General features: G+C 41.7%; 29 protein-coding genes. 11 read left to right on the forward strand and 18 right to left on the reverse strand.

The window, feature by feature from the left end:
• The first annotated feature begins 102 nt into the window (after positions 1 to 102).
• Positions 103 to 1287: an MFS transporter gene (locus QLG00_RS00715; RefSeq protein WP_282470355.1), complete on the forward strand. Its 1185-nt coding sequence runs from the start codon at positions 103 to 105 to the stop codon at positions 1285 to 1287.
• A 31-nt stretch (positions 1288 to 1318) separates the two neighbouring features.
• Here QLG00_RS00715 and QLG00_RS00720 read toward each other — a convergent pair whose 3' ends face one another.
• Both QLG00_RS00720 and QLG00_RS00725 read right to left on the reverse strand, forming a co-directional pair.
• Positions 1319 to 2164 (reverse strand): IclR family transcriptional regulator, encoded by an 846-nt coding sequence (locus QLG00_RS00720; protein WP_004937849.1) that lies wholly within the window; start codon positions 2162 to 2164, stop codon positions 1319 to 1321.
• 121 nt (positions 2165 to 2285) lie between these two features.
• Entirely contained in the window at positions 2286 to 3503 is a 1218-nt protein-coding gene (locus QLG00_RS00725; RefSeq protein WP_282470356.1) for a CaiB/BaiF CoA-transferase family protein, read from the reverse strand.
• A 338-nt stretch (positions 3504 to 3841) separates the two neighbouring features.
• Between QLG00_RS00725 and QLG00_RS00730 the strand changes: the two genes are divergently transcribed.
• Positions 3842 to 5074: an MFS transporter gene (locus QLG00_RS00730; RefSeq protein ID WP_282470365.1), complete on the forward strand. Its 1233-nt coding sequence runs from the start codon at positions 3842 to 3844 to the stop codon at positions 5072 to 5074.
• Positions 5075 to 5204: 130 nt separating this feature from the next.
• Here QLG00_RS00730 and QLG00_RS00735 read toward each other — a convergent pair whose 3' ends face one another.
• The 5 genes from QLG00_RS00735 to QLG00_RS00755 all read right to left on the reverse strand — a co-directional run bounded on the left by QLG00_RS00735 (position 5205) and on the right by QLG00_RS00755 (position 8244).
• On the reverse strand, positions 5205 to 5564 hold the full coding sequence (locus QLG00_RS00735) for a DUF202 domain-containing protein (protein ID WP_004937858.1): 360 nt from the start codon (positions 5562 to 5564) through the stop codon (positions 5205 to 5207).
• Between the two features lie 3 nt (positions 5565 to 5567).
• Positions 5568 to 6446: an MBL fold metallo-hydrolase gene (locus QLG00_RS00740; protein ID WP_004937859.1), complete on the reverse strand. Its 879-nt coding sequence runs from the start codon at positions 6444 to 6446 to the stop codon at positions 5568 to 5570.
• Between the two features lie 4 nt (positions 6447 to 6450).
• Entirely contained in the window at positions 6451 to 6861 is a 411-nt protein-coding gene (locus QLG00_RS00745) for a DUF6691 family protein (protein ID WP_104125313.1), read from the reverse strand.
• The gene (locus tag QLG00_RS00750; protein ID WP_282470357.1) at positions 6861 to 7277 is read right to left on the reverse strand and encodes a YeeE/YedE thiosulfate transporter family protein; all 417 of its coding nucleotides are present in this window, start codon (positions 7275 to 7277) and stop codon (positions 6861 to 6863) included. The genes QLG00_RS00745 and QLG00_RS00750 overlap by 1 nt, the downstream gene beginning before the upstream one ends.
• 61 nt (positions 7278 to 7338) lie before the next feature.
• On the reverse strand, positions 7339 to 8244 hold the full coding sequence (locus QLG00_RS00755) for a LysR family transcriptional regulator (RefSeq protein WP_282470358.1): 906 nt from the start codon (positions 8242 to 8244) through the stop codon (positions 7339 to 7341).
• Between the two features lie 116 nt (positions 8245 to 8360).
• Between QLG00_RS00755 and QLG00_RS00760 the strand changes: the two genes are divergently transcribed.
• Both QLG00_RS00760 and QLG00_RS00765 read left to right on the forward strand, forming a co-directional pair.
• Positions 8361 to 8789, forward strand: a complete 429-nt coding sequence (locus QLG00_RS00760; RefSeq protein WP_282470359.1) for a CidA/LrgA family protein — start codon at positions 8361 to 8363, stop codon at positions 8787 to 8789.
• Positions 8786 to 9478 (forward strand): LrgB family protein, encoded by a 693-nt coding sequence (locus QLG00_RS00765; protein WP_104125311.1) that lies wholly within the window; start codon positions 8786 to 8788, stop codon positions 9476 to 9478. The genes QLG00_RS00760 and QLG00_RS00765 overlap by 4 nt, the downstream gene beginning before the upstream one ends.
• A gap of 26 nt (positions 9479 to 9504) precedes the next feature.
• On the opposite strand, the gene QLG00_RS00770 is transcribed toward QLG00_RS00765, so the two are convergent.
• The 8 genes from QLG00_RS00770 to ybaK form a co-directional block, all read right to left on the reverse strand.
• Positions 9505 to 10248 carry an adenosylcobinamide-GDP ribazoletransferase gene (locus QLG00_RS00770; protein WP_104125310.1) on the reverse strand — a complete coding sequence of 248 codons (744 nt, stop codon included), beginning with the start codon at positions 10246 to 10248 and terminating at the stop codon, positions 9505 to 9507.
• Positions 10245 to 10850 (reverse strand): histidine phosphatase family protein, encoded by a 606-nt coding sequence (locus tag QLG00_RS00775; RefSeq protein WP_228154108.1) that lies wholly within the window; start codon positions 10848 to 10850, stop codon positions 10245 to 10247. Before QLG00_RS00775 ends, QLG00_RS00770 begins: the two co-directional genes overlap by 4 nt.
• 11 nt (positions 10851 to 10861) lie before the next feature.
• Positions 10862 to 11911 (reverse strand): nicotinate-nucleotide--dimethylbenzimidazole phosphoribosyltransferase, encoded by a 1050-nt coding sequence (gene cobT, locus QLG00_RS00780; RefSeq protein WP_282470360.1) that lies wholly within the window; start codon positions 11909 to 11911, stop codon positions 10862 to 10864.
• A complete protein-coding gene (gene cobU, locus QLG00_RS00785) occupies positions 11908 to 12429 on the reverse strand; it encodes a bifunctional adenosylcobinamide kinase/adenosylcobinamide-phosphate guanylyltransferase (RefSeq protein ID WP_282470361.1) in 522 nt (173 codons plus the stop codon). The genes cobT and cobU overlap by 4 nt, the downstream gene beginning before the upstream one ends.
• Positions 12430 to 12432: 3 nt before the next feature.
• Complete coding sequence (locus QLG00_RS00790; RefSeq protein ID WP_104125306.1) at positions 12433 to 13071, reverse strand: 2'-5' RNA ligase family protein; 639 nt, start codon at positions 13069 to 13071, stop codon at positions 12433 to 12435.
• Positions 13072 to 13158: 87 nt separating this feature from the next.
• Positions 13159 to 15300, reverse strand: coding sequence for an HAD family hydrolase (locus tag QLG00_RS00795; RefSeq protein ID WP_104125305.1), 2142 nt, complete (start codon positions 15298 to 15300; stop codon positions 13159 to 13161).
• A 230-nt stretch (positions 15301 to 15530) separates the two neighbouring features.
• The gene (locus QLG00_RS00800) at positions 15531 to 17108 is read right to left on the reverse strand and encodes a histidine-type phosphatase (protein ID WP_282470366.1); all 1578 of its coding nucleotides are present in this window, start codon (positions 17106 to 17108) and stop codon (positions 15531 to 15533) included.
• A gap of 120 nt (positions 17109 to 17228) precedes the next feature.
• Positions 17229 to 17699, reverse strand: coding sequence for a Cys-tRNA(Pro) deacylase (gene ybaK, locus QLG00_RS00805; protein ID WP_004937900.1), 471 nt, complete (start codon positions 17697 to 17699; stop codon positions 17229 to 17231).
• 157 nt (positions 17700 to 17856) lie between these two features.
• Between ybaK and QLG00_RS00810 the strand changes: the two genes are divergently transcribed.
• The 6 genes from QLG00_RS00810 to QLG00_RS00835 are packed head-to-tail and all read left to right on the forward strand — an operon-like array spanning position 17857 to position 23704.
• Positions 17857 to 18492, forward strand: a complete 636-nt coding sequence (locus tag QLG00_RS00810) for a CDP-alcohol phosphatidyltransferase family protein (RefSeq protein ID WP_282470362.1) — start codon at positions 17857 to 17859, stop codon at positions 18490 to 18492.
• An 18-nt stretch (positions 18493 to 18510) separates the two neighbouring features.
• The gene (locus QLG00_RS00815) at positions 18511 to 20259 is read left to right on the forward strand and encodes a bifunctional alpha/beta hydrolase/class I SAM-dependent methyltransferase (protein ID WP_282470363.1); all 1749 of its coding nucleotides are present in this window, start codon (positions 18511 to 18513) and stop codon (positions 20257 to 20259) included.
• Between the two features lie 19 nt (positions 20260 to 20278).
• Positions 20279 to 21631, forward strand: a complete 1353-nt coding sequence (locus QLG00_RS00820; protein WP_104125302.1) for a phosphatase PAP2/dual specificity phosphatase family protein — start codon at positions 20279 to 20281, stop codon at positions 21629 to 21631.
• Complete coding sequence (locus tag QLG00_RS00825; protein ID WP_228154107.1) at positions 21631 to 22071, forward strand: hypothetical protein; 441 nt, start codon at positions 21631 to 21633, stop codon at positions 22069 to 22071. The genes QLG00_RS00820 and QLG00_RS00825 overlap by 1 nt, the downstream gene beginning before the upstream one ends.
• Before the next feature lie 8 nt (positions 22072 to 22079).
• Positions 22080 to 22763, forward strand: a complete 684-nt coding sequence (locus tag QLG00_RS00830) for a lysophospholipid acyltransferase family protein (protein ID WP_104125301.1) — start codon at positions 22080 to 22082, stop codon at positions 22761 to 22763.
• Positions 22760 to 23704, forward strand: a complete 945-nt coding sequence (locus QLG00_RS00835) for a phosphatidate cytidylyltransferase (RefSeq protein ID WP_104125300.1) — start codon at positions 22760 to 22762, stop codon at positions 23702 to 23704. The genes QLG00_RS00830 and QLG00_RS00835 overlap by 4 nt, the downstream gene beginning before the upstream one ends.
• 22 nt (positions 23705 to 23726) lie before the next feature.
• Here QLG00_RS00835 and QLG00_RS00840 read toward each other — a convergent pair whose 3' ends face one another.
• Positions 23727 to 24122, reverse strand: a complete 396-nt coding sequence (locus QLG00_RS00840) for a DUF2007 domain-containing protein (RefSeq protein WP_004937923.1) — start codon at positions 24120 to 24122, stop codon at positions 23727 to 23729.
• Positions 24123 to 24393: 271 nt separating this feature from the next.
• Here QLG00_RS00840 and QLG00_RS00845 point away from each other — a divergent pair, with 271 nt between their 5' ends.
• Positions 24394 to 24900, forward strand: coding sequence for a transglycosylase SLT domain-containing protein (locus QLG00_RS00845; RefSeq protein ID WP_227265891.1), 507 nt, complete (start codon positions 24394 to 24396; stop codon positions 24898 to 24900).
• Between the two features lie 63 nt (positions 24901 to 24963).
• Here the strand turns inward: QLG00_RS00845 and cysK are convergent, their stop codons facing one another.
• Both cysK and QLG00_RS00855 read right to left on the reverse strand, forming a co-directional pair.
• Positions 24964 to 25962: a cysteine synthase A gene (cysK, locus tag QLG00_RS00850; RefSeq protein WP_104125299.1), complete on the reverse strand. Its 999-nt coding sequence runs from the start codon at positions 25960 to 25962 to the stop codon at positions 24964 to 24966.
• Between the two features lie 88 nt (positions 25963 to 26050).
• A complete protein-coding gene (locus QLG00_RS00855; protein WP_282470364.1) occupies positions 26051 to 26587 on the reverse strand; it encodes a GNAT family N-acetyltransferase in 537 nt (178 codons plus the stop codon).
• Between the last annotated feature and the right edge of the window lie 223 nt (positions 26588 to 26810).

Genomic DNA, 26810 nt, shown 5'->3' on the forward strand with positions numbered 1-26810 from the left:
TTAAAGTACCGCATAGCAAAATAATGTTTTATTTAATTGTAAATACAATTTAAATTTATTACTCTTAAATTCTGTAAGCACAGCAATTGGCCGTCTGGTTTTATGAGATCTTGTTCATTTTATACGCCTACATTAATACTCATGGCGATTGCAGCGGGAATTTGTTCGGGTAGTAATTATTTTAGCCAACCGCTTATTCATTCCATTGCGCTATCTCTTGCACTTCCAGAAACATCGGTTGCTTGGATTCCCACATGTGCTCAAATCAGCTATGCCATTGGTTTATTGGTGTTGATGCCACTTGGAGATCTGTTAGAAAAGCGTCAATTGGTGGTTATTTTGATGGTGCTTGCCGCCTGTGGACTGCTCATTACCGGAAGCGCAGATCGCTTGGGATGGATGATCGTAGGCACAATTTTAACTGGATTATTTTCAGTTTCTGCTCAGCTACTCCTGCCACTTGCAGCCAGTCTGGTGCCTATTACACAAAGTGGCCGTGTGGTTGGTTTTTTAATTAGCGCACTCATGCTTGGAATTTTATTAGCTCGGTCATTATCTGGTTTGGCCTCTACGCTCTGGCACTGGCAAATCATTTATGTGATCAGCGGAATCGCCTTGCTCATGATTGCATTTATGTTATATCGCAAGCTCGATGTGTTTCCCGCCACACAGCGACAGAGCTATATGAAAACGCTTGTTTCTATTCCAGTATTATTAAAAAATTCACCCTGCTTGGCCCGACGCGCCGCACTTGGTTTTTTAATTTTTGCGAGTGTGAGCATGGTATTTACTACAATGTCTTTACTACTTGCGCCTGCGCCCTATCATTTTTCTGATTTTAGTATCGGACTGTTCGGCTTTGTGGGCATTTTAGGAACTTTGGTTGCAAATCTGGCTGGTCATCATTTAAATGAGCGTAATGTCCACTGGATATCCTATATCTCTGCTGGTGGCTTTATTGGGAGCTGGATCCTTTTTTTATTTTTACCTGTCTCTTTTATATTTTATATTTTGGCAACTCTTTTGATTTATGCCTCATTATCGGCGCTTCATGTCACCAATCAAAGTATTGTCTTTCGATTGAATCAGGTGTTGAAATCACGCTTTAACGCAATTTATATGACGGCTTATTTTTTTGGTGGCGCACTCGGCACAGTGATCGAAAGTTATGCTTGGCGACATTCAGGATGGCATGGCGTATGTTTGATCGGCATTGGTTTTGGAGGTCTGACCTTATGGATTGCCTACCTCGACAGTAAAAGTACTTTACTATCAAAGCAGGCTTAACAGCTTTAGAAATCAGCGTGATAGTAAAAAATCAGCTAATTTCTGTCTTGATGTTATTGACCATATGCAATAAGCGCGGTGCAATATCTTCTTCGAGTTTCTCTCGCTTCATAATGAAACTTGGCCCACCACAATTAAATACCAGTAATCCATGTTGCTCATGCATGAGTGGCACCGCCACCGAATTAACATCCTTATGCCAGTCGCCTATCGAAAAACAGTAACCAAAATCTTGGTAATCACGAAATGCTTTATCCAGATCACGATTAATTTTAATCCAGTCTTCTTTATGCTTGCTACGAATCGCGTTTAACAGAAAGTCGCGCTCATCTTCAGGCATAGCAGCAAGACAGGCACGCCCCATCGAACTGAGGTGAATGGGTAAATATGTTCCGACCTGACGGCGCATGGTAACATTACCTTTACCTTGCACAACATCCAGATAAATCATGTTGAGTCGATCGCGGGTCGACATGGCCACAGCAGCACCGGCATAATCGGCCAGATCTTTCATATAGGGCTGAGCAATTGAACGGATGGAGACATTGGAAAGCATGGAATAACCAAACGCCAAGACGCCAACAGACAATTGAAATTTGGTTGAATTCGGCACCTGACGAATATACCCCAAACGCGACAAGGTATGTGTCAAGCGAGTAATTGTAGGTTTGGGCAAGCCTGTCATCTGTGACAATTCTTGATTACCTAAATGCGGTTGTTTGGCAGAGAAACAGCGCAATAATTCCAGACCACGCGCCAAAGCCGTGATAAATTGTCGGTCATCTTCATCTTGCATATCTTCGATGGGATGAAGCAATTCATGACGCAGCGGGGCTAATAATTTTTCATTATGTTCAATGTCATTTAAATCTGTCATAAGAATGAGTGCACTCAACTCAATTAATGTTTCGCATTGCGAAAATTATAATCTAATTATTCTGGGAATAGCAAAAGAAGCGACAAATGCCCAGCCTCTTTTACTCAATAATTCAAGCTAACTATTCAATCACGCCTTGCTGCGATAATTTTTGAAGCTCATCTGAAGATAAAAAACGCCCAAGTACTGTTTTGGTATGCTGACCCAAAGTGGGTGGCGCAAGTTTGTACTCAACTGGTGTTCTCGACATTTTAATGGGTGAACCCACAATGGTGAGCTCATCTCGCTGAGGATGCTCCATCTTGATCAGCATATTTCGCTCTCGTACCTGTGGCTCTTCAAAAGCCTGCTTCAAATCATTAATTAGCCCAACGGGAACATGCGCAGCATGAATTTTTCTCACCCATTCATCGGCCTTTTTGTTTTTAAAATGATGCGCTAACTCTGAAATAATTTGCTCTCGATGCGCGATCCGGTCGGCATTACGTTTAAAACGTGGATCTCGTGCCAGATCTGAACGATCAATCGCGGTGCATAAGTTGATAAACTGTGAATCGTTACCACAGGCTATAATAAAATCCCGATCAGACGCCTGAAAGACTTGATACGGCACAATATTGGCATGCGCATTGCCATAGCGAACTGGAATTTGATCCGATGCCAAATAATTCATGCCTTGATTGGCAAGTGTTGCGATTTGCACATCGAGCAAAGCCATATCGATATATTGGCCAAGCCCGGACGTATATCGATCTATGATCGCAGCTTGAATGGCAATGGCCGCATATAGGCCCGTGGTAATGTCTGAAAATGCAATCCCAAGTTTTTGCGGGCCGCCACCGGGTAAATCGTCTCTCTCACCTGTAACAGACATCAGACCGCCCATACCCTGAATGATAAAATCATAGCCCGGCTCTTGTGCACGTGGGCCAGTTTGACCAAAACCGGTGATTGAGCAGTAAATCAGTTTAGGATTTATTTCTGCCAAGGTTTGATAATCTAAACCATATTTTTTCAGTGAACCCGCTTTATAGTTTTCAATCAAAACATCAGATTCTTTTGCAAGTTTGCGAACAAGCTCTTGCCCTTCAGGCGTAGAAATATCAATGGCGACCGAAAGTTTATTGCGGTTGGTCGACTGATAGTAAGCAGCCTCTTGGGTATTTTGGCCTGTGTTGTCTTTCATCCAAGGTGGCCCCCAAGCACGCGTATCATCGCCTTTTTTTGGCCGCTCAACCTTGATGACCTCGGCGCCCAAATCTGCAAGTACTTGACCACACCACGGGCCAGCCAAAACACGAGTTAAATCTAAAACACGGATTCCTTGAAGTGCACCCATTCTTATTTCCATTATTATGGCGTATTAAAAGTTAAACACTAGCAAAATATTTCGCATAGCGATATGAAAAATCAATAATACAGATATTTAATGAAACATCAAATTGATTTAAAAACTGAATAAAAGATTAAATCTCCTAACACAAAAGATTTGTAAGCAAAAACATCATCTTATATAAGAAAATATTATACCGCATAGCGATATTTAATTTTATTTTAATTGAAAATATAATTTTCTTGTTTTACTATCCGGAAAATTCATCGATTTCATCTCGCACTGCCATCAATGCTAACGAGATATATCGGTTGTGGTGCTTAAGGAACAGAGCAGTGAAAAATATGAAAAATAAGGTCAATCTCAGCCCTCATACATGGAAAATCGCATTCTTTTTTGCTTTTCTTGCCCTTTTAGTCGATGGTGCCGACCTGATGTTGCTGTCATACAGCCTTAATAGCATCAAGGCTGAGTTCCAATTAAGTTCTGTTCAAGCAGGTATGCTCGGTAGCTTTACCCTTGCGGGAATGGCAATTGGTGGAATTTTTGGCGGTTGGGCCTGTGATCAATTCGGGCGAGTTCGGATTGTTGTGATTTCGATTTTGCTGTTTTCAGTACTGACTTGTGGACTAGGACTCACACAAAATTTTATACAATTTAGTATCTTAAGATTTTTTGCATCATTGGGTTTAGGCTCACTTTATATTGCCTGTAATACTCTCATGGCCGAGTATGTGCCAACTCGCTACCGTACAACTGTTCTGGGTACACTTCAAGCGGGCTGGACGGTTGGATATATTGTGGCAACTCTACTTGCAGGCTGGATTATTCCGGATCATGGCTGGAGAATGCTATTTTACGTTGCGATCGTGCCGGTACTCCTTGCAGTCTTGATGCATTTTTTAGTTCCCGAACCACAAGCTTGGTATCATTCTCGCAACGATTTAACTGGGCAAGATACCAACACGCAAGAGAGTGCGTTAAAACGCATTTTTGCAGAACCACGAAACCGTAAGATGTTTATTTTGTGGGCTTTAACTGCGGGTTTCTTGCAATTTGGCTATTATGGCGTAAATAACTGGATGCCCTCTTACCTTGAAAGTGAGTTAGGCATGAAGTTTAAGGAAATGACTGCCTACATGGTCGGAACATACAGCGCAATGATCTTAGGTAAAATTCTTGCAGGTTATATGGCAGATCAACTTGGACGGCGTTTTACCTATGCCTTTGGTGCCATTGGAACTGCAATTTTTCTTCCACTCATTGTGTTTTACAACTCCCCAGATAATATTCTTTTCCTTTTGATTGCGTTTGGCTTCTTATATGGTATTCCTTACGGCGTGAATGCCACCTATATGACAGAAAGCTTCCCTACCCATATTCGCGGTAGTGCTACAGGTGGCGCATACAATGTGGGTCGTTTGGGTGCGGCAATTGCACCTGCGACTATTGGCTTTTTAGCCTCGGGCGGCTCCATCGGCTTAGGCTTTTTAGTCATGGGCGCTGCCTATTTGATTTGCGGTGTAATTCCAGCATTATTGATTAAGGAAAAACAATACGATCCGCAGCAATCATAATGTCTAATATTGCCCTTGGGCACATCAGATACAGGCCAGCTTTAGGTGGCCCGTATAATAAGCGTGTTATTAAGCGCTTCAATATTATTTTTTAGGTAACAGTAGTCCTCTCGAGGGCTACTGTTAAAAACTACATCCAAAATGAAATAATCAGCATAATTGCACCTAAAATGGTGAAATAGCTTAATACACTGGCAAGATTGGTTTTGTACCCAGGTATCATTTCGAGCGGTGTAAGAGAACGTAGTGCTATTCGATACTGCTGGATCGAAAGAATACTGACCACAACGCCCATCACGATCACGATCACGCCTAACCAGCGATTGAAAATAATTTTGTCGTGATAACGCACTGGATCAATCAAATGTACCAAAAGTGTCGATTTTTCAATTAAAAAACCAAAAGCAATCAGGGCAAGACTGCTTCGGTTCCATGCCAGTAAAGTACGTTCAAGCGCGAGTAAAACGCGCGGATCTTCAAGATTAGACATAATTTAGACTTTAAAGTAATTCAAAGGAAGTTTGAGGTAACGCTGACCATTGGCTTCCGGTTCTGGAAATTTCCCCGCATTCATATTGATCTGAATCGCCGGTAAAATAAGTTTGGGCATTGCCAATGTTGCATCACGCGCCTGACGCATTTCGACAAAATCGAATTTAGATGTACCTTCATGTATATGCACATTGTGAACCTTTTGCGTACGCACATCAGTTTCGTACACATAGTCTTTTCGGCTCTCTGGCAAATAGTCATGACACAAAAACATCCGTGTGGATTCAGGCAATTGATATAAGCGTTGTACCGAGTCAAATAACTGGCTTGCACTGCCTTTAGGAAAATCACAGCGCGCGGTGCCGTAGTCTGGCATAAACAGGGTATCTCCTACAAACACAGCATCGCCAATCACATAACTTAAACAAGCGGGCGTATGCCCTGGCGTTGGAATATTGTAAGCCTGTAAATTACCAATTTGAAATTGTTCACCGTCCTTAAACAAATAATCAAAAGTATGCTTTGCTTTGAATGCTTCTGCATTTAGATGATAGATGTGGCTAAAGGTGTCTTGTACCGTACTAATTTTTTCACTCATGGCCACTCGGCCACCCAGCTGCTCTTTTAAATATTGCGAAGCCGTTAAATGGTCAGCGTGTACATGTGTCTCAAGAATCCAAGCAATACTAAGGCGATGTTGATTGACATACTCAACAATCTGATCGGCATGTACGGTCGATGTGGTTGCAGATGCAGCATCGTAATCCAGCACGCTATCTATGATGGCACTGATTTTGGTGTCTGGATCAGTCACTACATAGCTGAAAGTCTTGGTTGACTCATCAAAAAATGCAGTTACTTGCGGCTTCATAAGAGACATGGGCTTATACTCCAAACCATTTACGATGAATATACATGCCAATCAACATGGCAACTACAAAATACAAAACCTGAAAGTGCCCAAGCCCAATCAATGTCAATGCAGGTGCAGGACATACACCTGCGATCCCCCAGCCCACACCAAACAAGATCGCACCACTAATGAGTTTTTTATCTATTTGCTGATTTGAAGGCAAATCAATTTTTTCACCTAACCAAGTTTTTGGGTGTCTGATGGCGCGCTGAAACGGCAGAAATGCGACCACAATAGCACCCAGCATAACAAAGGCAAGGCTGATATCCCAATTTCCAAATAAGTCTAAAAAAGACAAAACTTTAGCAGGGTTCGACATACCAGAGATTAACAGACCCAAAGCAAATAAAGCACCAAAAGCAAATGCAAGGAGATTTTTCATTAGAATCCTCCAATGATATGACGTAATACATAAACCGTGATAAAACCGGTGAGCATAAAGGTAAATGTTGCCATGAATGAGCGTAATGACAATCGACTTAAGCCACATATGCCATGTCCACTGGTACATCCTGATCCCAAACGTGTACCAAATCCCACCAGTAAACCCGCAACAATCAGTATCAAGGGATGACTATTAAGCTGAATTTCTGGTTGCCAGAATAGCCCGACTACAAATGAGGTGAGAATGAGTCCAGACAAAAACCAAAATGCAGGTGACTTTGTTGACAAGCCCGAACCGAATTGTTGTGCAATCAGACCACTAATGCCGGCAATGCGCCCATGAACATATAGATATCCAACAACAGCAAGCCCCAGAAGCGTACCTCCAAAAAAAGCCAACAGAACTTCGTGCATGTGCTTAGCCTCACCAAACAATATATATTTTTATAATATATTATTTTATAATTTGTTCAAGTTATTTTTTAAACCCTATGTGCTGCTTATGTTGCTCTACAATCTTTAACCACGCTTGGGTAGCGCTAGTCATGGGTACGGAGGTATTCCATGCCATACTTAAGGTCCAGCGTAGCGGTGTGTTGATCAAAGGGATTATCGTAAATCTGGATACATCAAGTTGATCACAATAAATTTTTGGCAAAAGTGCAACACCCATCGAAAACTCGACTAGCTTGGCAATAAAATCCCACTGACTACTTTTACATACGATTTTGGGTTGAAAGCCTTCAAGTTGTGCTGCTTGTAAAATTAAATGGTTCAGGGTAAAGCTATCGTCGTACAACAAAAATGACTCTTCACGTAAATCACTCAATACCACAGCTTCATGATGTTTCCAGTATGAATCTTTTGCTGCAAGTAAATACAGAGGAGAATCGATAATGGGTATGGTCGCCAGTACCGGATTGAGATGACTCAATAAAATTCCAACATCAATTTTTTTCGCTAAAATCGCCTGCTCAATGGTATTGGAACCTACTTCTAAAAAACTTAATTCAATGTTGGGATACTGTTTATGAAACATTGCAATTAAAGGAGTAAGTAGAACCGAGCCTAAAGGAGGTAAACCTAAAGTTAACTTGCCCTTTTTGAGCTGCTTGATATCTTCTAGGGTTTCATAGATTTTCTTTTGTTCAGCTAAAATTTTTAATGCATGCTGATAAACCAGTTCACCAGTATAGGTCAGTTCAATTTCACGCTTACGCCCTGCCTCGCCTTTTTTAAATAGTGCTGTTCCGAGTTCATTCTCTAAAAGAGAAATGGCCTTACTTACGGTCGGTTGAGTTACAAACATATGTTCAGCCGCAAGTGTAAAACTTTGCGATTGAACAATCTGCACAAAAATTTTTAAGGCTTTAATATCCACAATCAAACATTCCAATACAGCATAATTATAATTTTATTATTCATAATTTGATATAAAAAGTCGATTTAAACTAATTACATCACTTTCTCCCGCATAAGTTTAGGATACTTCTGGTGATGAACTCACGTTATTCGGTTTTGGCAAAAATAAGTTTACAGATCGGCCTTTTGATCATGCTGTGGTGGATAGGATCACTGATTCAAAAGCTGTTTCAACTTCCGATTCCGGCTGGTGTGATTGGGTTATTTTTGGTGTTGCTCGGATTACTCAGTGGAACTTTTAAGCTGAACTGGATTAAATCGGGCTCAGATTTTATTTTGAGCGAACTGGTTCTATTTTTTGTTCCCTGTGTGGTCGGGCTAATGAACTATAAAGTGCTTTTTCTTAGCGAAGGCTTGCAGCTCATCACGGCGGTCGTACTTGGTACAGTATGCGTCATGCTTGCAACCGTATATACAGTCCATTTGTGCTTTAAGCTTGAACAATGGCTTCAACATACGTTTCGCTTTGGCAAAGGTAACAGTAAAAGTGAGTCATTGTCATGATGCTATCACTTTTGTGTTTAATCGGAACCTTCGCTGGTTACGTGCTGGTCAAAGCCCTACACCAACGCTTTCCCTATTTACTGCTTTCACCCGCCATTTTATTGCCGGCCATCATCATACTTATATTGGTGGCTTTCAATATTTCCTATAACACCTATATGCAAGATAACCAGTGGATTGTGTGGATGCTTGGCCCAGCTACTGTCGCGTTTGCTATTCCAATTTATGAATATCGGGGTATCATCCGTCGTCATGCATTGGCAATCGGATTCGGAATATGTATTGGTATGACGGCGGGTATTGTGAGTGCATTTTATCTGGCAAGATGGTTTCATTTTGATGAGCAAACCACGCTTAGTTTAATGTCGCGCTCAATTTCCACACCATTTGCCATGGCACTCACGGCACACATCGGTGGATCGGTGCAACTGGTGATTGTTTTTACCATGATCACCGGAATTACAGGCATGGTACTCGGTGATGTGGTATTGGCGATTTTGCGCTTACGCTCTACGCTGGCACAAGGTGCCTCTTTAGGCAATGCAGCGCATGGTTTTGGCACCAGTAAAGCCTATGCCCGGCATAAAGATGAAGGCGTGATTGCCAGCCTCACGATGGTACTTTCTGGTATTTTTATGGTGGTGGCTGGTCCGAGCCTGATTCATCTGGTCATCAAGTTACTAGGTTAATTGAAACTCTCATCACCAAAGTCGGATTAAAGCAAATAATAGCCAAGCAAAACAAAGCTTAAGATGAGCATGGCTTCAACAATTTCAATACTCGCCCCGATGGTATCTCCTGTGATGCCATCGATACGTTTGATAAAACATCTACGCAAAAAAATAATGGTCGTTATCGAAACCAAGACAGCCAACATACCTCGTAAGCCCCAGTTGATGCCTCCCAGTGCAATCAAGATTGAAATCAAGTATGCATACAATTTAGGAATTCTTGCCGCAACATCGCGCCCTAAGCCTTTTTCGCGTACATAAGGTGTGCTCAAAAACAGTAATATAGGGACCGCGCGGCTCAGTGCCAGCACAAAAATTAAAAATAGTGTCTGACTTTGCATCAAAAGCAAATATACACAACACAATTTAACAAGAACCAGCGCAATTAAGCTTAATACACCTATAGGCCCGCATGCAGGGTCTTTCATAATGTCAAGCGTTCGGGTCTTGTCTCCAAAGCCACCCACCCATGCATCGGCCGTGTCTGCCAAACCATCAAGATGCAATCCGCCTGTCAGGCCTATCCAGAAAAGCGTTATGAACACTGCTGTTAAAATGATTGGCACTGGTACAAGAAGCAGCGCCAGAGCATATAAAAGCCCACCTAAAAGTAGCCCAACCACAGGATAAAACAATACAGCCCGCGCATTTTCTTCTGCTGTCGGCATGCGATCAAGCTGTACAGGTAAAATCGTCAAAAACTGTAAGGCAATCCAAAACGGCATCATTGATACATCTCTTGAATCATTAACTGATCATCCTGAGTGCTTAATTGCATTGTAACCAGCTCACCTAAAGGTGCTTGCATGCTCAAGAGCTCGTCTAACGGGCGCTGCTGCGCAAGACAGCGTAATAGTTTGATTACCCCGCCATGCGTTACCACCAAAGCATGCGACTGATGCCGCATCGACATCTGTTCGATGAGTTTTTTCAAGGCATTTAAAACCCGCGTTTGAAAATCGATTAGCCGTTCACCTTGTGGAGCACTGTACTGTGTAGGACACTGCCAGAAATTTGCCAATTCTTCGGGTGATTGCTCATATATGGATTGGGTGGTTTTACCTTCCCACTCACCAAAATACATTTCTTTAAGTGCCTCAACTTCTATATATGGACACGCCAAGCGCTGTGCCAAAGGCGCTGCAAAGTAGGCACAGCGTAATAAAGGCGAACTTACAATCACATGCCAGTTTTGGTTGCGATGTGCATCGATTGATGCCTGCATCTGCGCAAGCCCTTCTGCTGTCAGTGCATCATCGATATGACCACGTAAAGTATGCCCTTGCTCGGTGGCTCCGTGGCGCAATAGATCGAGTTGAATGATTGGCAGATTCATTTCGGTTATCCTGTATGATCCGACACAGCCGCTTGAGCAAATGTGGCCATTTGATTGTGCAAGCTGCATGCAAGCTTAATCAAACAAAGCGCTGCACCCGCACCACTTCCTTCACCTAAACGTAAATTAAGCTGGAGCAATGGAGTTGCATTTAATGCTTCAAGCACCCGGCGGTGCCCGTATTCGGCAGAGGCATGGCCAAAAATCATCCACCGACGAACATCTGGATTTAAATGTACAGCACAGAGTGCTGCTACCGAACTGATAAAACCATCCACCACCATCGCGATTCCTAATTGAGCTGCGCGTATATAGGCGCCTGTCATGGCAGCAATTTCAAGCCCGCCTACTGCACACAGTGATTGAAAGGCATTACCTTTTGCTTCTCGATGTAAATTCAGCGCAGTTTGAATCACTGCCTTTTTGTGTTTAAGTTTATCTGCATCGATACCGGTTCCTACGCCTGTGAGCTGATCTGGATCTTCATTTAAAAGTAAACAGGCTAACGCAGCAGCCGCACAGGTATTTCCAATACCCATTTCACCTGCAATGTATATATCTGCTTGGGCGGTCTGGGCTTTTTCGACACTTTCACGCCCTAAATTTAATGCCTGTTGACACTCGAATGCCGTCATGGCTTGGGTTTGAATAAAATTTGCTGTTCCTGCACGAATACAATGGGTTTCAACGCCATCGATGTGATAAGCCTCACCCACCGTTCCGCAATCAATCACCTGTAAGCGAGCAGCGTGTTCACGTGCGATCACACTGATACATGCACCACCTGTTGCAAAGTTTTGTAGCATCTGGCGCGTGACCGCTTGCGGAAAAGCCGAAATCTGCTCTTGCATAATGCCGTGATCGCCTGCAAAAATGCTGATCCACGGCTTGCTCAGCTGCGGATGAGGTGTACCTTGTAATCCAGCAAGCTGAATCACGACCTGCTCAAGCATTCCAAGTGAGCCTGCCGGCTTTGTCAATTGAAGCTGTCGCTGCTCGGCCATTTGCTGTGCGATTTGATTTACAGGTCTAATCTGTGCCATCCACCAATTCACGATGCCTCTCCTTTTAAACACATTGCAAAACCCGCAACACAAAACTCTACTTTATCGACCACCTCGCCTAAACGCTGGTGTAATCGGCCTGACTCATCGACAAAACGGCGGCTCAGTTCCCCCATCGGAACCACACCAAGGCCTGTTTCATTACTGACCATGATCACATCCGATTTTAAAGTCGGTAAGATTTGAACCAAGCGATCGCATTGCTGTGACTGAAAATGCACATCTTCTGTGATTAAAAGATTACTCAGCCACAACGTTAAGCAATCAATCAGTATCACTTGATTGTCATGATCATGTGCCAGCAACTGATCGACTAAATCGAGTGGTGCTTCCACTAGGTTCCATTCGACGGGCCGTTGTGATTGATGATGGCGAATTCGCTCCCGCATTTCAGCATCTCGCGCTTCTGCGGTCGCAATATAAATCACAGGACACACAAAGGATTTAGCAGTTTTCTCTGCATGTCGACTTTTTCCAGAGCGTGCGCCGCCCAAGATCAGCTGTAGCATAGATCATTCCAGATTAAAACAATAAAGTGAATGTAACGGGCCTTGCAGTGTTTGCGCACTGTAATAACCAAAATGGATTTGATCAAATTCGAGTTCTACATCAAGTGCTGCACATGCATCCAAACGCTGCAAAACATCTTGTCCCATCACTTTTTGAGCGTAAAGCCCCAATGTAATATGCGCACAGTATGTTTGCGCAGCCACTTCAGTATGTTGGGCTAATCTTAAAGCGGATCGGATCGATATGAGTTGATGCAGTGAGTCACTCACCTGCACAAAAAGCGCACTTTCGAAGCTATTTACAGCGGTCAACTTTAGTGTGATCGAATGAGATAAATTTAAAGATTCAAGCTGTTGCCGTTGTTTGACAAACAATGACTGTGGAAAATCATCGTTATAAATAGACTCATCACATGTCAAAAAACCGCCAATATACAATGTAATATGGTATTGGCGGTTTGAAGATTTTATTAAACAGTCCGAAAACTGGTGACGGATCTGATCAAGCTGTTTGATTATCTCTGCATGTTTAACCTGATCAAGCAACAAATACCATAGTGCATAACGTGTGCGTCCACGGTGCCATTCGCTATAATCACGTTGCTCGGTTGTTATAACAAACTGATTTGGCTTGATAAACACATCATGGCACCGAAAACTCTAAGACCAATATTAAAACATGCTTTTAGATTCTGTAGTGCGCTTAAATTTAGAAATCAATTGTCTAGATCAAGCGCTTACAGCATGATGTTCTAATGCATCTTGCAAAAAACTCGTTGACAGCAGCTGTTCAGGGTTTTCATTCCATTCGGTTAAATAGTTTACGATTTGCTGCTTGATTAGATGTTTGTGCTTGGCAGCGATATTCGTAGCATCTAACGTTTGCTGTAAATGTGCCTGAATTGTTGCTAAAGGCTGCTTTTGCGCATGTTGTGCGTAGTAATAACCCAACGCTGCGCCAACAATTAGGACATCGATAGATTGGTCATGCTGAAGATTTATGGCAATCGAACCAAAAACACGTTCGGGATAACTGAGTTTACGTAAGGGATCGCGTGCCACACGTTCACATGGGTCTTTATAGGCGTATTGGCACGATTCGATGAAGCTTTTGGCCAAACGCTGTAAATCTTTTTCACGATGAGGCAACTGCCGATTCAATCCCGCCTGCACATTACCGATCAATGCATCAGCAAAATCCTTTACACGTGAATCTCCCATCGCAATTCCAATGGTTTCGTGTTCGAGCGTCGCTGCATACCAAGCGATCATGGCGTGTACACCGTTCCATAAACGATTCTTGATCAATTGAATATCTGCAATGTTATCTACTCGGATGACTTGCCTTAATTTAGCTAAAAGCGGACTGCAATTTTCTACATAAATTGGCATATCTACTTCGCTATTGAACAAAATCAGATCCATCGTTTGCAAAATATGGCTTGGCTGAAAATTTCGACGCATATCATCGATATACATCGCAGCTTGATGCTCTTGCTCACTCGATAACTTAGACGTATCTTCAATCTCGACATTATCGCATTCTACATCCGACTGATATTGCTTAAAAAAGTTGTATTTAATCTTAAGTTGTCGATATAAATTTTGCTCTGACAATTTTGAAACCATGCGGTTGACCACCGTGTCGCAGAAATAATGCTGTTGCATGATTTGTTCTGCAATCTCAACGGTTGAAAGCTGAGCCAAAGCGTCACGGATATGATCGATCACCATCTTTTTAGCGCCGACTTTATTTAAAATAATTAAAAGCGTCAGTGGATGATGATTTTGCATTGTTTGGGAGGCATAACGTGCATAGAGGCCTTTTGCAATGATTTTGGCTTCATCTTGAATCGCTTGTTCGGGTAAGCATAACGCGATCAAAGACGATTCGAGGTACATATCCAGCATTTGTTGTTCATTATCGGCATCGATCACCGACATGTATTCTATACGCTCATCATAAGAACGCTGCCCATAACGGATACAGTAGGTACCAAATGCATTGACGGCTTCACGATATAAGGAATTTCTGGTGGAAGCCAAGATGCGCTGCGGCCGTGTATAACCATCCCAATGCGAAAGAATCTGAGCCAGATATCCGCCGCCGATTGCCCCAAAACCATGAATGCCAACGGTGAGCTGATTTAATGACTGCGGAAATGACGCATCGAGTTCAGGCATGTCCATCGTTGCGACAAATTGATCCAGATCATGCAAACAGTCATACATGGTTTCGTAGTAAAAATTTGCTTTTGAAAGCATGTTGTCATTTGGCGTTTTAATGTCTTTGAGCAAAATAGTCACACCACCCGCTGCATGTGCAGATGAAATGCCATTTTCAGAATCTTCGAACATTAAACATTGCGTCGGCTTAAGGTTGAGCTGCTCTGCCGCTTTTTCAAAAATTTCAGGATGAGGTTTACCGCAAGTCACCTCATCGCCACAAACCAGCACATCAAAAAACTTATATACATTGGCATTAATCAGATATTCTTCTGCAATCGCACGGCGGCTCGACGTGGCAACTGCCATACGTAATCCCGATTTGCGTAAACGCTCCAAAACTTGCACCAAGCCTTTTTTAATCGGTACACCTTCGTTACGGACACGTTCGAGTTCGAGCACATCGGCGCGCTGGCGAATCTTCTGATAAGGAACGTGCTCGCCGTAGCGCTCTTTGGCCAACTGCTCTGCTGTGGTGGCACTTAAACCCAAACACTGCATTAAGTAGTCATCTGAAAAGCTCTGCCCAAGGAGTTCTTGAGATGCCTGTTTCAATGTTTGAAACCGAAGTCGTTCAGTATCAAACATTGTACCATCCATATCAAAAAGCGCGCCCTGAACAGAAAACGAGTGAAATATCAGCATATTTTTCCCCTTTGTTTATAATTTGTTGTTTTTTAGAGTAACCAATAAATCATCCTTTGCGGGCTGATCTTAATAAATGAAACATTTTTGATTATTTTTTAAACAAAATATAGGCTATTATTCAACATTTTTAATCAAATCAATCAGAAAATATTGTTTTTATAAAAAAGCTATGAAACTAAATATAAGAACTGGACAGCAGTCAAACACTGCTGCCCACGCAAAATCTGTTAAAAATTTGAAATGTTGTAGCACTGTTTCAATTTCAGATAATCATAAAAATAGCTATTCGGTGCGTAGCGAGCATAGTCACAATTCGATTTAAATAAGGTCTCTTTCTCGTTGTAAAGCATTTTGACCAAGGTATAACCTTGCGCATTTTGATAAATATCCCACTGCATATTGGCTGCCATTGGGGAAATATCTTCACCACGCCATGGGCTGTTGCTGTATGAATAGGTTTGGACAAGCGGTAACGGCGTCATCATGCCTTTGAGTTCAAACGCAGTCGCCAATGGGATGATGATTTCGGCATGTGCAAAACGTAAAACCGCTTTATGTGATTGCGCTTTATTAATTAGAGCATCGACTTGGTTAAAAAAGTCTTGCTTTAAGCCTTGAGCCATCATACTCGTAACCTGATTAGACTCGCTAAAACTTGGTCCTTTTTCATAAAAATCGTTGGCATCATTATATTCTGCATAAAATTTAGCTGCTTCTCGTGGCATATATTGAGCAAAATCTGTATTGACCAATTCTTTTTTCATGCCCGGTGCAATCGAATATAACTCATATAAATATGCCGCAGCATCGACTGCACTACTAATGGTATTCTTGCCTTTGCCTTTTTCCGTAACCACAGTGCCGTCTGGTGCTGTGGCTGAAAAAGAGCCCGTGTTGCTAAAGGTATAACTTGGCGTTCCCAACTTCTGAATAAATGCATCTTTAAAAAGTGGAGCTAGCACTGTCAGTGCAACTTGCTGCGCTTGCGTTTGACTAGAAATTTGTTTGAGCTTTTGCTGTAACTGAAGATCATTGCTTTCAAAGTTTTGATAATTCATGCTGGCGTCATAAATGCGTTGTTTGAAGCTTGAATTGATTTCGCTTGCATCAGTGTCTTTATTTAAGCTGTGAAAATAAAGTAAGAAGCGTTCGACGCCCTGATCTTGAACAGTTGGACTAAGACTTGTATTTAAAATGGTATAGCTTGCAGGACGAATTTTGCCCGACAAAGCGGCATTTTGGCGTATAAGTTCATTACTAAAAAATTTGGCACTGTCTACGGCTCGGTCTACCCCCGAACTTTGCACCAGAATATCCTGATTTCCCATCGCAGAGACATTAAAAAGCTGTGGTAAGCGTTGCAGCAAACGATCTGCAATCCCGCGATGCTCGTCTATCCCCAGTGCAGTTTCATTGCCATAACCCGGTTGGCGAATTCCCTCGACGCCGTAACCAAGGACGATATTGGCTTTCATCATCGCTTCAAGATCTGAGCCGAGCTTTTCTCCTAATGGTGTTAATGCGTTGTCTGTCTTGGCCTGTTTCCAGAGATTGTACAATGCCAAGTCGTATTTCATACTCGATAGACCGCGCGAACCATGACGCGCAACCAGTTCTGTAAATACGGGCTCAAATCCAGCCGGTGCTGCCTGATAGCTACCAATGCTCTGCTGCGCCTGATACGGTGTTTTGGTCTGAAAATAACCAGATGTGTTGGTTGTAACTGAAGTTGTAGTAGTCGAATCATCATTCGAACTGTCATTACAGCCTGTCAGTCCGATCAACCCACTCCCCGTCAAGATCATCAAAAGCAGCATTCTTGTTTTCATTTTGTTTAGGCATTAAAAAAAGTTGACTGATTTTGCGCACTCAAGATGTCATTTTAATGAAGCTTTCACGACCATTTAAAGACATTCATTTAAATATCATGAGATATCGAGTAAATCGGCAAATGCTGCGCCAAGAAGTTTGGACAAATCTTGTGGTGAAACGCCAATGTCTAAACCACGCTTTCCACCACTGACATAAATTTTGGGTTTATTGATCGCAGTTGCATCAATGACTGTTTTAAGTCGTTTCTTTTGTCCAAGCGGACTAATCCCCCCCACTAAATATCCAGTCAGCCGTTCCGCTTCTTTAGGATCCGACATATGTAATTTTTTACAGCCCAAAGCCGACGCAATTTTTTTTAGATTAAGCTGATGATTAACAGGTAATATCGCAACGAAATAGTTTTTGTCGTCGGTGACTAAAAGTGTTTTAAACACATCTTCGACATTCAGATTCAATTTTTCGGCGGCTTCCAGACCAAAACTTTTAGCCTGCGGATCGTGTTCATATTCATGCAGACTAAATTCAATCTTTTGATTTTTAAGAAGCTTACAGGCAGGTGTCATGTTTTTTTAGTCCAGTCATTGAAAGCAAATTGAGTATAAATTCTTTTATATAGATTTTAAAATTACTTAGGCTATTTTAGGTAAATGCAGCATCAGCTTGTAAGTTATAAGTCAAAATGATAAGAATAAGTTTTAGATTGAACTAAAAAAACGAAAAATGCCTTCAATTTATCAATTAAAACCAGCGTTTCAGAATCTTTTACGACCTTTGGTACAACAGCTCTATCACAAGGGAGTAACCGCCAACCAAGTTACAGTACTCGCAATGCTGGTTTCTGTCGCTCTGGCAGCCTATTTGCTGCTACATGAAAATATAGCGCCTTATTTTGTTTGGTTATTCTTTCCGCTCTGGATGTTGGTGCGTATGGGTTTCAATGCTATAGATGGCATGTTGGCACGAGAATTCAACCAGCAAACCATGCTAGGTGCTTACCTAAACGAGCTGTGTGATGTGATTTCCGATACGGCGCTCTACGGCTGCTTTATCGCGTTTGGTTTTATCGAGCCGATACTTTTAGTGGCGGTCATTTTTATGGCTATTTTAAGTGAATATGCGGGTGTAATGGCACCACTTATTGGTCAAGCACGACGCTATGATGGCCCCATGGGTAAAAGTGATCGAGCATTCTGTTTTAGTCTTCTTGCCCTCTGGATTGTTTTGGCAAGTATGTTGAATTCCATCATTTCAGAGCAGATCCTTCATTCTGTAGCAAACGGCCTCTTAGGTATTATGGCTTTACTTTTAATGCTCACGATATCCAATCGAGTTCGACACGCAATTCATTCAAAATAATAAACAGGACAAAATACTATGCATCACAACAGTCATCATCAATTTATCACACATGACGGAACTACCCTGTTTTATCAGCGCTGGGCGGCGGCACATCAACCTGCAAAAAAAGCCATTGTATTATTTCATCGGGGTCATGAGCACTCTGAACGTATGGCACACTTGGTTGAAGAGCTGAATCTTCCAGATTTTGATTTTTTTGCATGGGATGCGCGAGGACATGGTCAATCACCCGGCGAACGTGGAGATGCACCAAGTTTTTCGGCTTGTGTTAAAGATATTCAATACTTTATGCGACATATCGAAGCTGAGTATCAGATCAAAACATCCGATATCGCCATTGTGGCACAGAGTGTTGGCGCTGTTTTAGCTGCCACATGGGTACATGATTATGCCCCGCCACTTCGAGCACTGTGTCTTGCCTCACCTGCTTTTGATATTAAGCTCTATGTTCCGTTTGCAAAACCAGGCTTGTCATTACTCAGCAAGATAAAAGGTAACTTTTTTATTACCAGTTATGTGAAAGCCAACATGCTCACGCATGACCGCGAACGTGCAATGGACTACGCTCAAGATCCACAGATCGCCAAAGCAATTTCAGTGCGCATGTTACTTGGGTTGTATACAGCTGCTCAACGTATCGTTGCCGATGCTCAACACATTTTTGTGCCTACTCAAGTGTTATGTTCGGGCGCAGATTTTGTCGTACATCGCAAACCACAACAGCTTTTCTATCAGCGACTGGCACATCCCAATAAAGAATTCCATATTCTTGAAGGCTTTTATCACGATACTTTGGGAGAGCAGCACCGCAATATTGCGGTACATAAAATCCGCCGCTATATTCTCCAATGCTTCGCACACGCTTATACCGCGCCAGATATATTAGATGCCGATAAAGTCGGGCCAAGCTGTGCGACCGCTGAACAGTTAAGTACGCCTTTTCCTCGTAATTCACTGAAACACTGGTTTTGGTCGATCACAAAGCAAAATTTAAAAATAGGCAGCCGATTTTCTAAAGGGCTTCAATTGGGTGAAGATACAGGATATGACTCAGGAAGTACCCTTGATTTTGTTTATCGCAACCAGCCAGAAAGCACCTCTATGTTGGGTAAGCTGATTGATCGACAATATTTAAATGCCATAGGCTGGCGAGGAATTCGTATACGCAAGCAACATATCGAGCAGTTACTTATTCAATATGCAGAAAAACTGAATCAATCAGGAAAACCGCTTAGGCTATTAGATATCGCCGCAGGTCATGGCCGATATATTCTCGATGCTATACAAAATCTCTCTGTGCGCCCAGCCCATGTGCTTTTAAGAGATTACAGCCCACTGAACGTAAATGCAGGTAATACACTAATTCGCTCTCGTGGTTTGGACGATATTGCAGTATTTAAACAAGGTGATGCCTTTGATGAAGCCTCACTGGCGAGTATTGAGCCTAAAATCACTTTGGCGGTGGTCTCTGGATTGTACGAGCTGTTTAGTGATAATGATCTACTCAGACAGTCACTTCGTGGTCTTTCTCAAGCCATTGAAAAAGAAGGCTACCTTATTTACACCGGTCAGATCTGGCATCCTCAACAAGAATTTATAGCTCGTGCACTCACCTCACACCGTCAGGGAGATGCTTGGGTGATGCGTTTACGTTCTCAAGCCGAAATTGATGCGTTGGTAGAAGAAGCCGGATTTAAAAAAATTGATCAATGTATTGATGAATTTGGAATATTTAGTGTATCGGTTGCCCAAAAAATCAAATAGAGATCAGAGAAAGACGCATATGCAGCAAGATTTTGAACTACAGGCTGGCACATGGAAATGGGGACTTCTCTGTTTAGTTTTTTTAGCACCCTTTTTTTTCTTAAGTTATGGCTTTGCCAATCAATATGCCGACAATCTCCCTTACGTTGGAAGTATTGTATTTGACTGGGAGCATAAAATTCCGCTGTGGCCTTGGACGATTGTTCCATATTGGTCGATTGATCTATTTTATGGTTTATCGTTGCTATTGTGCTGGAATCGCTTAGAACTTAAACAACATGCGCTAAGATTATTCACCGCACAGCTAATTGCTGTAAGTTGCTTCTTACTTTTCCCGCTTAAATTTAGCTTTGATCGGCCCGCACTTGATGGTTTTTTTGGTGTTTGGTTTGATGTGCTGATGGGGTTTGACAAGCCATTTAATCAGGCGCCCTCTTTGCATATTGTGCTTCTGGTTATTTTGTGGGATTTCTACCGTCGGCATGTAGTTGCTCCATATAAATGGATCGTAGATCTGTGGTCCTTTTTGATTGGTCTTTCAGTGCTGACGACATGGCAACATCATTTTATCGATATTCCAACAGGGGTGTTGGCGGGCGCCTTATGTATTTGGCTGTTCCCTTTTCATGTCAAAGCACCTTATCAAGCGGATGCACTTCAGTACCGTACATCACGGCACATTCGTCTGGCCAGTTATTATCTTTTTGGCGCTTTAGGGCTTAGCTTTATTGCATTTTATTATGCCAGCTGGACACTCTGGTTGCTCTATCCTGCCGTCAGTTTAACCATTGTCGGATTGGCATATCTGTTGGTCAGACCGCATTTTTTTCAGAAACAAGCCAACGGTCGCTTAACGCATGCAGCGACTTTATTGTTGGGGCCTTATTTGGTCATGGCTTGGCTAAATAGTCGACTTTGGACAAAAAAACATCCAGAAGATTCCAAAATTTTGACTTATCAATCTGGAAATCTTTATCTGGGTAGAATACCAACGTCATCTGTGGCAAAGAACTACACTGCATTATTTGATTGCTGCGCGGAATTGCCTGTTCACACACAAAAACATTATCAAGCATATTTCAGTCTAGATCTTATTCCGCTTCAACCCAAACAGTTAAAATATGCAGTGCGTATTTTTGATGATCTCGTTCAAAAATCTAAAGCAGCAGAAAGACCTTATGAATTACTTGTTTTCTGTGCACTCGGTTATTCACGCAGTACCGCTATTTTGTGTGCCTGGCTGATTGATCAAAACTTTGCACGTGATCCAGAAGATGCACTACGTATCGTTCAAACGGAGCGACCATGGGTACGTTTGAACATTGAGCAAATGCAATGTCTACATGACTATGCTCAAAAGTTAGAGTTTTAATGATGCATATGCAGTTTATTGTACTGGCAAAAGTATTACAAAGCACCCATTCATTGTTAATGGCAGGCTATGTGGCTTTTGTGTTATGCATTTTATGTTTCTTTTATGCGCTCTGGCCAACAATCTGGATATGGGGTTATTTTGCTGTAATTTTTATTCTGATATTTAGTCATCTTTATGTCTCTATCCGTGTCAAACTCGATGCAGAACTCTTGCTTTACTTGGCTGAGCATGACCCCAAAATGCTAAATGAACGAACTCATGATCTGGATTTGGCTTTAATCGCGTTAAAGTTAATGCCAAACAGTAAAGCAGGTCGAACTTGGACAGAGCGTTTAAATGGATGCAAGCGATTATTTAAACTACAAATTGTTCTTCTTGTGCTGCAATACGCTATGTTAATGATGAGTTTGATTCAAATGCTATCTGGCTATTCATAGAGATAAAAATGACAATACCTGCTCAATCTGATCCTACTACCCGCACAAACTCAACAATCAGTCGACTTTTTGCGCGTTTAATTTCGCTCATTATTCGTCGCAGTGCACGGTTATTGACGGGTGCGCGGAGTGTCTGGTTAGGCTGTGCACCAGAAATGAAACAACGAATTTACTATGCCAATCACACCAGCCATATCGATTTTATTTTGCTCTGGTCATCACTACCCAAAGCGATTCGAAGACAAACCCGACCCATTGCAGCATCAGATTACTGGTTAAAAGATGGTTTCAGACGCTTTTTAATTCAAGATACATTCTCTGGTGTGACTATTAAACGCCAACGAGAACATCATGAAGATCCCTTACAGCCCGTCAAAGATGTGTTACAAGAAGGCTATTCGATCATCTTTTTTCCTGAAGGCACACGTAATTTAAACGATGATATTGAACTACTCGAATTTAAAAGTGGTTTATATCATTTAAGTCAGACATTTCCCGAGGTGGAAGTTGTACCCGTATGGATTTCAAACCTGAAACGAGTCATGCCAAAAGGTGCATTTATTCCTTTACCATTGCTCTCTAGCGTCATTTTTGGATGTCCGTTGCAAGTATCTTCTGCATTAGACAAAGCCCATTTTTTAAGTCTTGCTCAAGATGAACTGCTTAAACTTAAACAGGCGGAATACCAATGATGGCGCATAATTTATATCAAACCTATCTGCTTTTTGCTATTTTTGCAGGCATTTTGCTTATTGCATCGAGTATCGGTTTTGTTTTAAAGCAACGCGCTGGCACTCAAGCCTCCCCTGTGATTGATAATTTAAATGCACGTATTAATGCATGGTGGGTCATGCTGATTGTACTTGCAACCGCTATTTTGCTTGGAAAAATTGCATTTATTGTGCTGTTTGGGCTCATTTCGTTATTTGCTTTACGTGAATTTATTAGTCTACTGCCGACCCGACGTGGTGATTATTTCCCTCTACTCATTTCATTTTATTTTATGATTCCATATCAGTATTACTTGGTTTATACGGATTGGTATGGGTTATATTCTATTTTTATACCACTTTACGCCTTTTTACTTATTCCAATTGCAAGTTTAAAACAAGAAGATACTAAACATTTTTTAGAGCGAAGTGCAAAAATTCAATGGGGTCTGATGATCTGTGTCTTTTGTGTTTCTTATGTGCCCGCACTTCTCAATTTGAATTTAATTCACTTTTATGGAGATAAAATCTGGCTGGCAATGTGGTTGATTATGGTGGTGCAAGCTTCAGATGTACTGCAATACGTCTGCGGCAAACTCTTTGGCAAACATAAAGTTGCGCCTATTTTATCTCCGTCTAAAACGATTGAAGGTTTAATTGGTGGGGTTATACTGGCGAGCGCATTAGGTGTGGCCATGAAATGGTTAACGCCTTTTAATCTTTGGCAGGCAGCAGCAATTGGTTTAGTGGTATGTATTTTTGGCTTTTTTGGCGGACTGGTGATGTCTGCAATCAAACGCGATCGCGGTGTTAAAGACTGGGGACAACTGATTCAAGGTCATGGCGGGATGCTGGATCGTATCGACTCCGTTTGTTTTTCAGCGCCGATTTTCTTTCATATTTTGAGATACTGGTGGACTTAAAGCATCAATAGCAAACAAAATATTAATTAAAAAAGTGCTGGCATGCTTTACAGCGCATGCCGTGCTTGTATATAAATAATGGAACATTGATCACAAAAAACGCAATGAAAGCTGCTTTTTTGCCTTGAGTAAATGGCTCAATTTGCGTACTGTTGCATTTTGGGCATCGTACCGAAGTCAAATTCAGTTCATCATCTAGATCTTGACTAAAATCTTGAGAAATTAAATAACGTGCCGTGTCTACCTGCTCATCAGGCACTAAAACACGTACCCCGCCTAAAGCATTTGAATACAGCCAATACATATTAATAGTATGTTCATTTTCAATATATGCTGGAATACCAACCGATTCCAGTCGAGCCTTTGCAATGTGAGCCTCATAGGGAAATGAATACTGCGCAATAACCATCCACTTCATTTTTGATGTCCTACATTATTTACTTGAGTGCAATTTCTTTCATAATTTAGCGTGCGTTAAAACACTTATTTTGCTTATAAGCATCATTTTACTGTTGCGAGCAACATGTTGTTATGAAAAGTTATCATATATTGACCTCAAATGTGCTTATCACTACTATCCAGATCAATAGTATTTCTGATAGATCGTCACCTTGGCTTTATTTACGCAGTTATCTTATAAACATAAATTTCTTATTAATCCGATTCATTCTTTAAAAACCTTAAGTGTGATGACAATCGGTCTGATTTTTACAGGATGTACGACACTAGGACCACACAGTGGAACCGTAGTCGAACGCTCAAATAAACTTGCTCATGGACTACAGCGTGCCTATTCAGTTTCCCCGAATGCAGCGAACCGTATTTCACCTATGATTATTCAAAGTGCAGATCGCTATAATGTACCACCACTATTAATTGCAGCCACGATTCGTCAAGAGTCGAATTATAATTCCTACGCTCGTTCTTCAGGTGGAGCCGTCGGTCTGGCACAAATTATTCCAAGTTACTGGCAACAGAGCTGTCCGGGCGACTTGTTGGACGAATATACCAATATTCAATGTAGTGCTTATATTTTAGAACGCTATAACAGCATGGCTGGAAGTTGGTTTAAAGCCAGCGCCTACTATAATGTAGGACCAACAGGATATAAATCGAGCTTTTGGACAAGACACAAAGCTAAGAAATATGCGCGATCTGTCAAACGTTTTGAAAAAACTTTAAAAAAGGAACTTTAGTATAACCTATTGAGCGATACCCAAATCAGAAGAAGCCCGACATAGGCTTCTTCCTTCTTGATATTACTCGTCAAACATGCCTTCAAAAAGTACAGAAGACAAATAACGCTCACCCGCATCAGGTAAAATTACGACTATTGTTTTTCCAGCATTTTCTGATCTTTCAGCAATTTTTGCTGCTGCAGCCAATGCTGCACCACATGATATCCCCACTAAAATCCCTTCTTGAGTTGCGCACTTGCGTGCCCACTCAATCGCATCTGCACTCTCGACCGTGATCACTTCATCGACTATGTCTAAATCTAGATTTTTTGGAATGAAGTTCGCTCCAATTCCCTGAATTTTATGAGGAGCTGGAGTGATGGCTTCACCACGTTTGGTTTGAGAGATAATTGGAGATTCTGCCGGCTCAACTGCAACCGAATAGATCGGTTTGTTTTGTATTTTTTCAAAATAATGCGAAATACCTGAGATCGTACCACCAGTTCCCACACCGGCTACCAGAATATCCACTTGACCTTGCGTGGCTTCCCAAATCTCAGGCCCGGTCGTTTCTTCATGAATTTTCGGATTTGCAGGGTTTTCAAATTGCTGAGGTAAAAAATAGAGCTCAGGTTGCTCGGTTGCGAGTCTGACAGCTTCATCGACAGCACCTTTCATACCTTTCGCTGGCTCTGTCAAAACCAGATTCGCACCAAAGGCTTTCAGCACTTTACGACGCTCAAGACTCATACTTGCAGGCATTGTGAGTGTAATTGGATAACCTTTTGCAGCGGCCACAAATGCCAATGCGATACCAGTATTGCCACTTGTTGGCTCCACAATGTGCATGCCCGGCTTAAGCACGCCACGCTTTTCAGCATCGGCAATCAGTGCAGCACCGATACGACATTTCACTGAAAATGCAGGATTACGGCTTTCTACCTTTGCCAACACGGTTGCACCCGTTTGAATAATACGGTTAATTCGTACTAAGGGCGTATTACCAATGGCATCAGCATTATTCGCATAAACTGCAACACCACGATTTTCAGGCGTTTTGAAGTGTGGATCGGTAGACATAACTATCCTTATTAGCGTTGGAATGATTCTCATGCATTATTCAGAATCAAAATAAGCCTGTCAAATCTCATCATAAAATCTGATTCATTTACCAAAGCTCACCTTCTCTCCAGTCTGTACACAGAAGCTGATGTTGTGACTTGAGATATGCCTCAATCTCATTATTCAATGGATAAAGTAAAATCTCGACGTCTTCAGTTTGGTACAACGACTGCCCATTTTGAACGTATAGATTACCTTTCCATGGTAACCAACCTAGTTTTTTATAAAACTCATCGTCTTCAGGCTGTAAAGCTGCAAGAGGATACTGATTCAGAGTTAAATAATGGATTAAATACTTAAGTAACTGCGATGCATAGCCTTTACCCCGCATACTCAAATCGGTAGTGACATACTCAACATATGCCGTTTCAATATTCTGAAGCGTATTTACAGTGAAGTTTCTTTTTGTCCATAAAGCATGTGACACAATCACATTATCTACTGATCCAATAACATGCACAGCATTTTGCATAAATACATATTGGCTCCAAGGATCTTCATCAAAAGCCTCAAAACATAATTTTGCGATTTGCTCTCTTTGATTATGCGTTAAATCGCTCGCGCTTATTACCTTAAACTGCACACAAGATCCCTCCGTTTTCATTCATCATAACGTAAAGTGATCGATGTGCTGGGCAGATTTTGTATTTTCTAATTTGATATGCACTTTTTATTTATTTTTTATTTCTTTTCTCTTTCATTTAGGCATAAAAAAGCCCCCTTAACATTTATGTTAAGGGGGCTTTCGTATTTAAAAGCTGGCGATGACTTACTCTCACATGGCTAACGCCACACTACCATCAGCG

The organism is Acinetobacter sp. V89_7 (assembly GCF_029967895.1).
Lineage (GTDB): Bacteria > Pseudomonadota > Gammaproteobacteria > Pseudomonadales > Moraxellaceae > Acinetobacter > Acinetobacter soli.

Excerpts from the sequence above, each read along its gene's own strand:
- QLG00_RS00720 (WP_004937849.1), bottom strand. The coding sequence starts at position 2,164 with ATGACAGATTTAAATGACATTGAACATAATGAAAAATTATTAGCCCCG.
- QLG00_RS00750 (WP_282470357.1), bottom strand. The coding sequence starts at position 7,277 with ATGCACGAAGTTCTGTTGGCTTTTTTTGGAGGTACGCTTCTGGGGCTT.
- QLG00_RS00725 (WP_282470356.1), bottom strand. The coding sequence starts at position 3,503 with ATGGGTGCACTTCAAGGAATCCGTGTTTTAGATTTAACTCGTGTTTTG.
- QLG00_RS00830 (WP_104125301.1), top strand. The coding sequence starts at position 22,080 with ATGACAATACCTGCTCAATCTGATCCTACTACCCGCACAAACTCAACA.
- ybaK (WP_004937900.1), bottom strand. The coding sequence starts at position 17,699 with ATGACACCTGCCTGTAAGCTTCTTAAAAATCAAAAGATTGAATTTAGT.
- QLG00_RS00745 (WP_104125313.1), bottom strand. The coding sequence starts at position 6,861 with ATGAAAAATCTCCTTGCATTTGCTTTTGGTGCTTTATTTGCTTTGGGT.
- QLG00_RS00845 (WP_227265891.1), top strand. The coding sequence starts at position 24,394 with ATGACAATCGGTCTGATTTTTACAGGATGTACGACACTAGGACCACAC.
- QLG00_RS00765 (WP_104125311.1), top strand. The coding sequence starts at position 8,786 with ATGATGCTATCACTTTTGTGTTTAATCGGAACCTTCGCTGGTTACGTG.
- QLG00_RS00770 (WP_104125310.1), bottom strand. The coding sequence starts at position 10,248 with ATGATGCCGTTTTGGATTGCCTTACAGTTTTTGACGATTTTACCTGTA.
- QLG00_RS00825 (WP_228154107.1), top strand. The coding sequence starts at position 21,631 with ATGATGCATATGCAGTTTATTGTACTGGCAAAAGTATTACAAAGCACC.
- QLG00_RS00740 (WP_004937859.1), bottom strand. The coding sequence starts at position 6,446 with ATGTCTCTTATGAAGCCGCAAGTAACTGCATTTTTTGATGAGTCAACC.
- QLG00_RS00735 (WP_004937858.1), bottom strand. The coding sequence starts at position 5,564 with ATGTCTAATCTTGAAGATCCGCGCGTTTTACTCGCGCTTGAACGTACT.
- QLG00_RS00840 (WP_004937923.1), bottom strand. The coding sequence starts at position 24,122 with ATGAAGTGGATGGTTATTGCGCAGTATTCATTTCCCTATGAGGCTCAC.
- QLG00_RS00730 (WP_282470365.1), top strand. The coding sequence starts at position 3,842 with ATGAAAAATAAGGTCAATCTCAGCCCTCATACATGGAAAATCGCATTC.
- QLG00_RS00760 (WP_282470359.1), top strand. The coding sequence starts at position 8,361 with ATGAACTCACGTTATTCGGTTTTGGCAAAAATAAGTTTACAGATCGGC.
- cysK (WP_104125299.1), bottom strand. The coding sequence starts at position 25,962 with ATGTCTACCGATCCACACTTCAAAACGCCTGAAAATCGTGGTGTTGCA.
- QLG00_RS00800 (WP_282470366.1), bottom strand. The coding sequence starts at position 17,108 with ATGATCTTGACGGGGAGTGGGTTGATCGGACTGACAGGCTGTAATGAC.
- QLG00_RS00835 (WP_104125300.1), top strand. The coding sequence starts at position 22,760 with ATGATGGCGCATAATTTATATCAAACCTATCTGCTTTTTGCTATTTTT.
- QLG00_RS00810 (WP_282470362.1), top strand. The coding sequence starts at position 17,857 with ATGCCTTCAATTTATCAATTAAAACCAGCGTTTCAGAATCTTTTACGA.
- QLG00_RS00820 (WP_104125302.1), top strand. The coding sequence starts at position 20,279 with ATGCAGCAAGATTTTGAACTACAGGCTGGCACATGGAAATGGGGACTT.
- QLG00_RS00795 (WP_104125305.1), bottom strand. The coding sequence starts at position 15,300 with ATGCTGATATTTCACTCGTTTTCTGTTCAGGGCGCGCTTTTTGATATG.
- cobU (WP_282470361.1), bottom strand. The coding sequence starts at position 12,429 with ATGCTACAGCTGATCTTGGGCGGCGCACGCTCTGGAAAAAGTCGACAT.
- QLG00_RS00815 (WP_282470363.1), top strand. The coding sequence starts at position 18,511 with ATGCATCACAACAGTCATCATCAATTTATCACACATGACGGAACTACC.
- QLG00_RS00715 (WP_282470355.1), top strand. The coding sequence starts at position 103 with ATGAGATCTTGTTCATTTTATACGCCTACATTAATACTCATGGCGATT.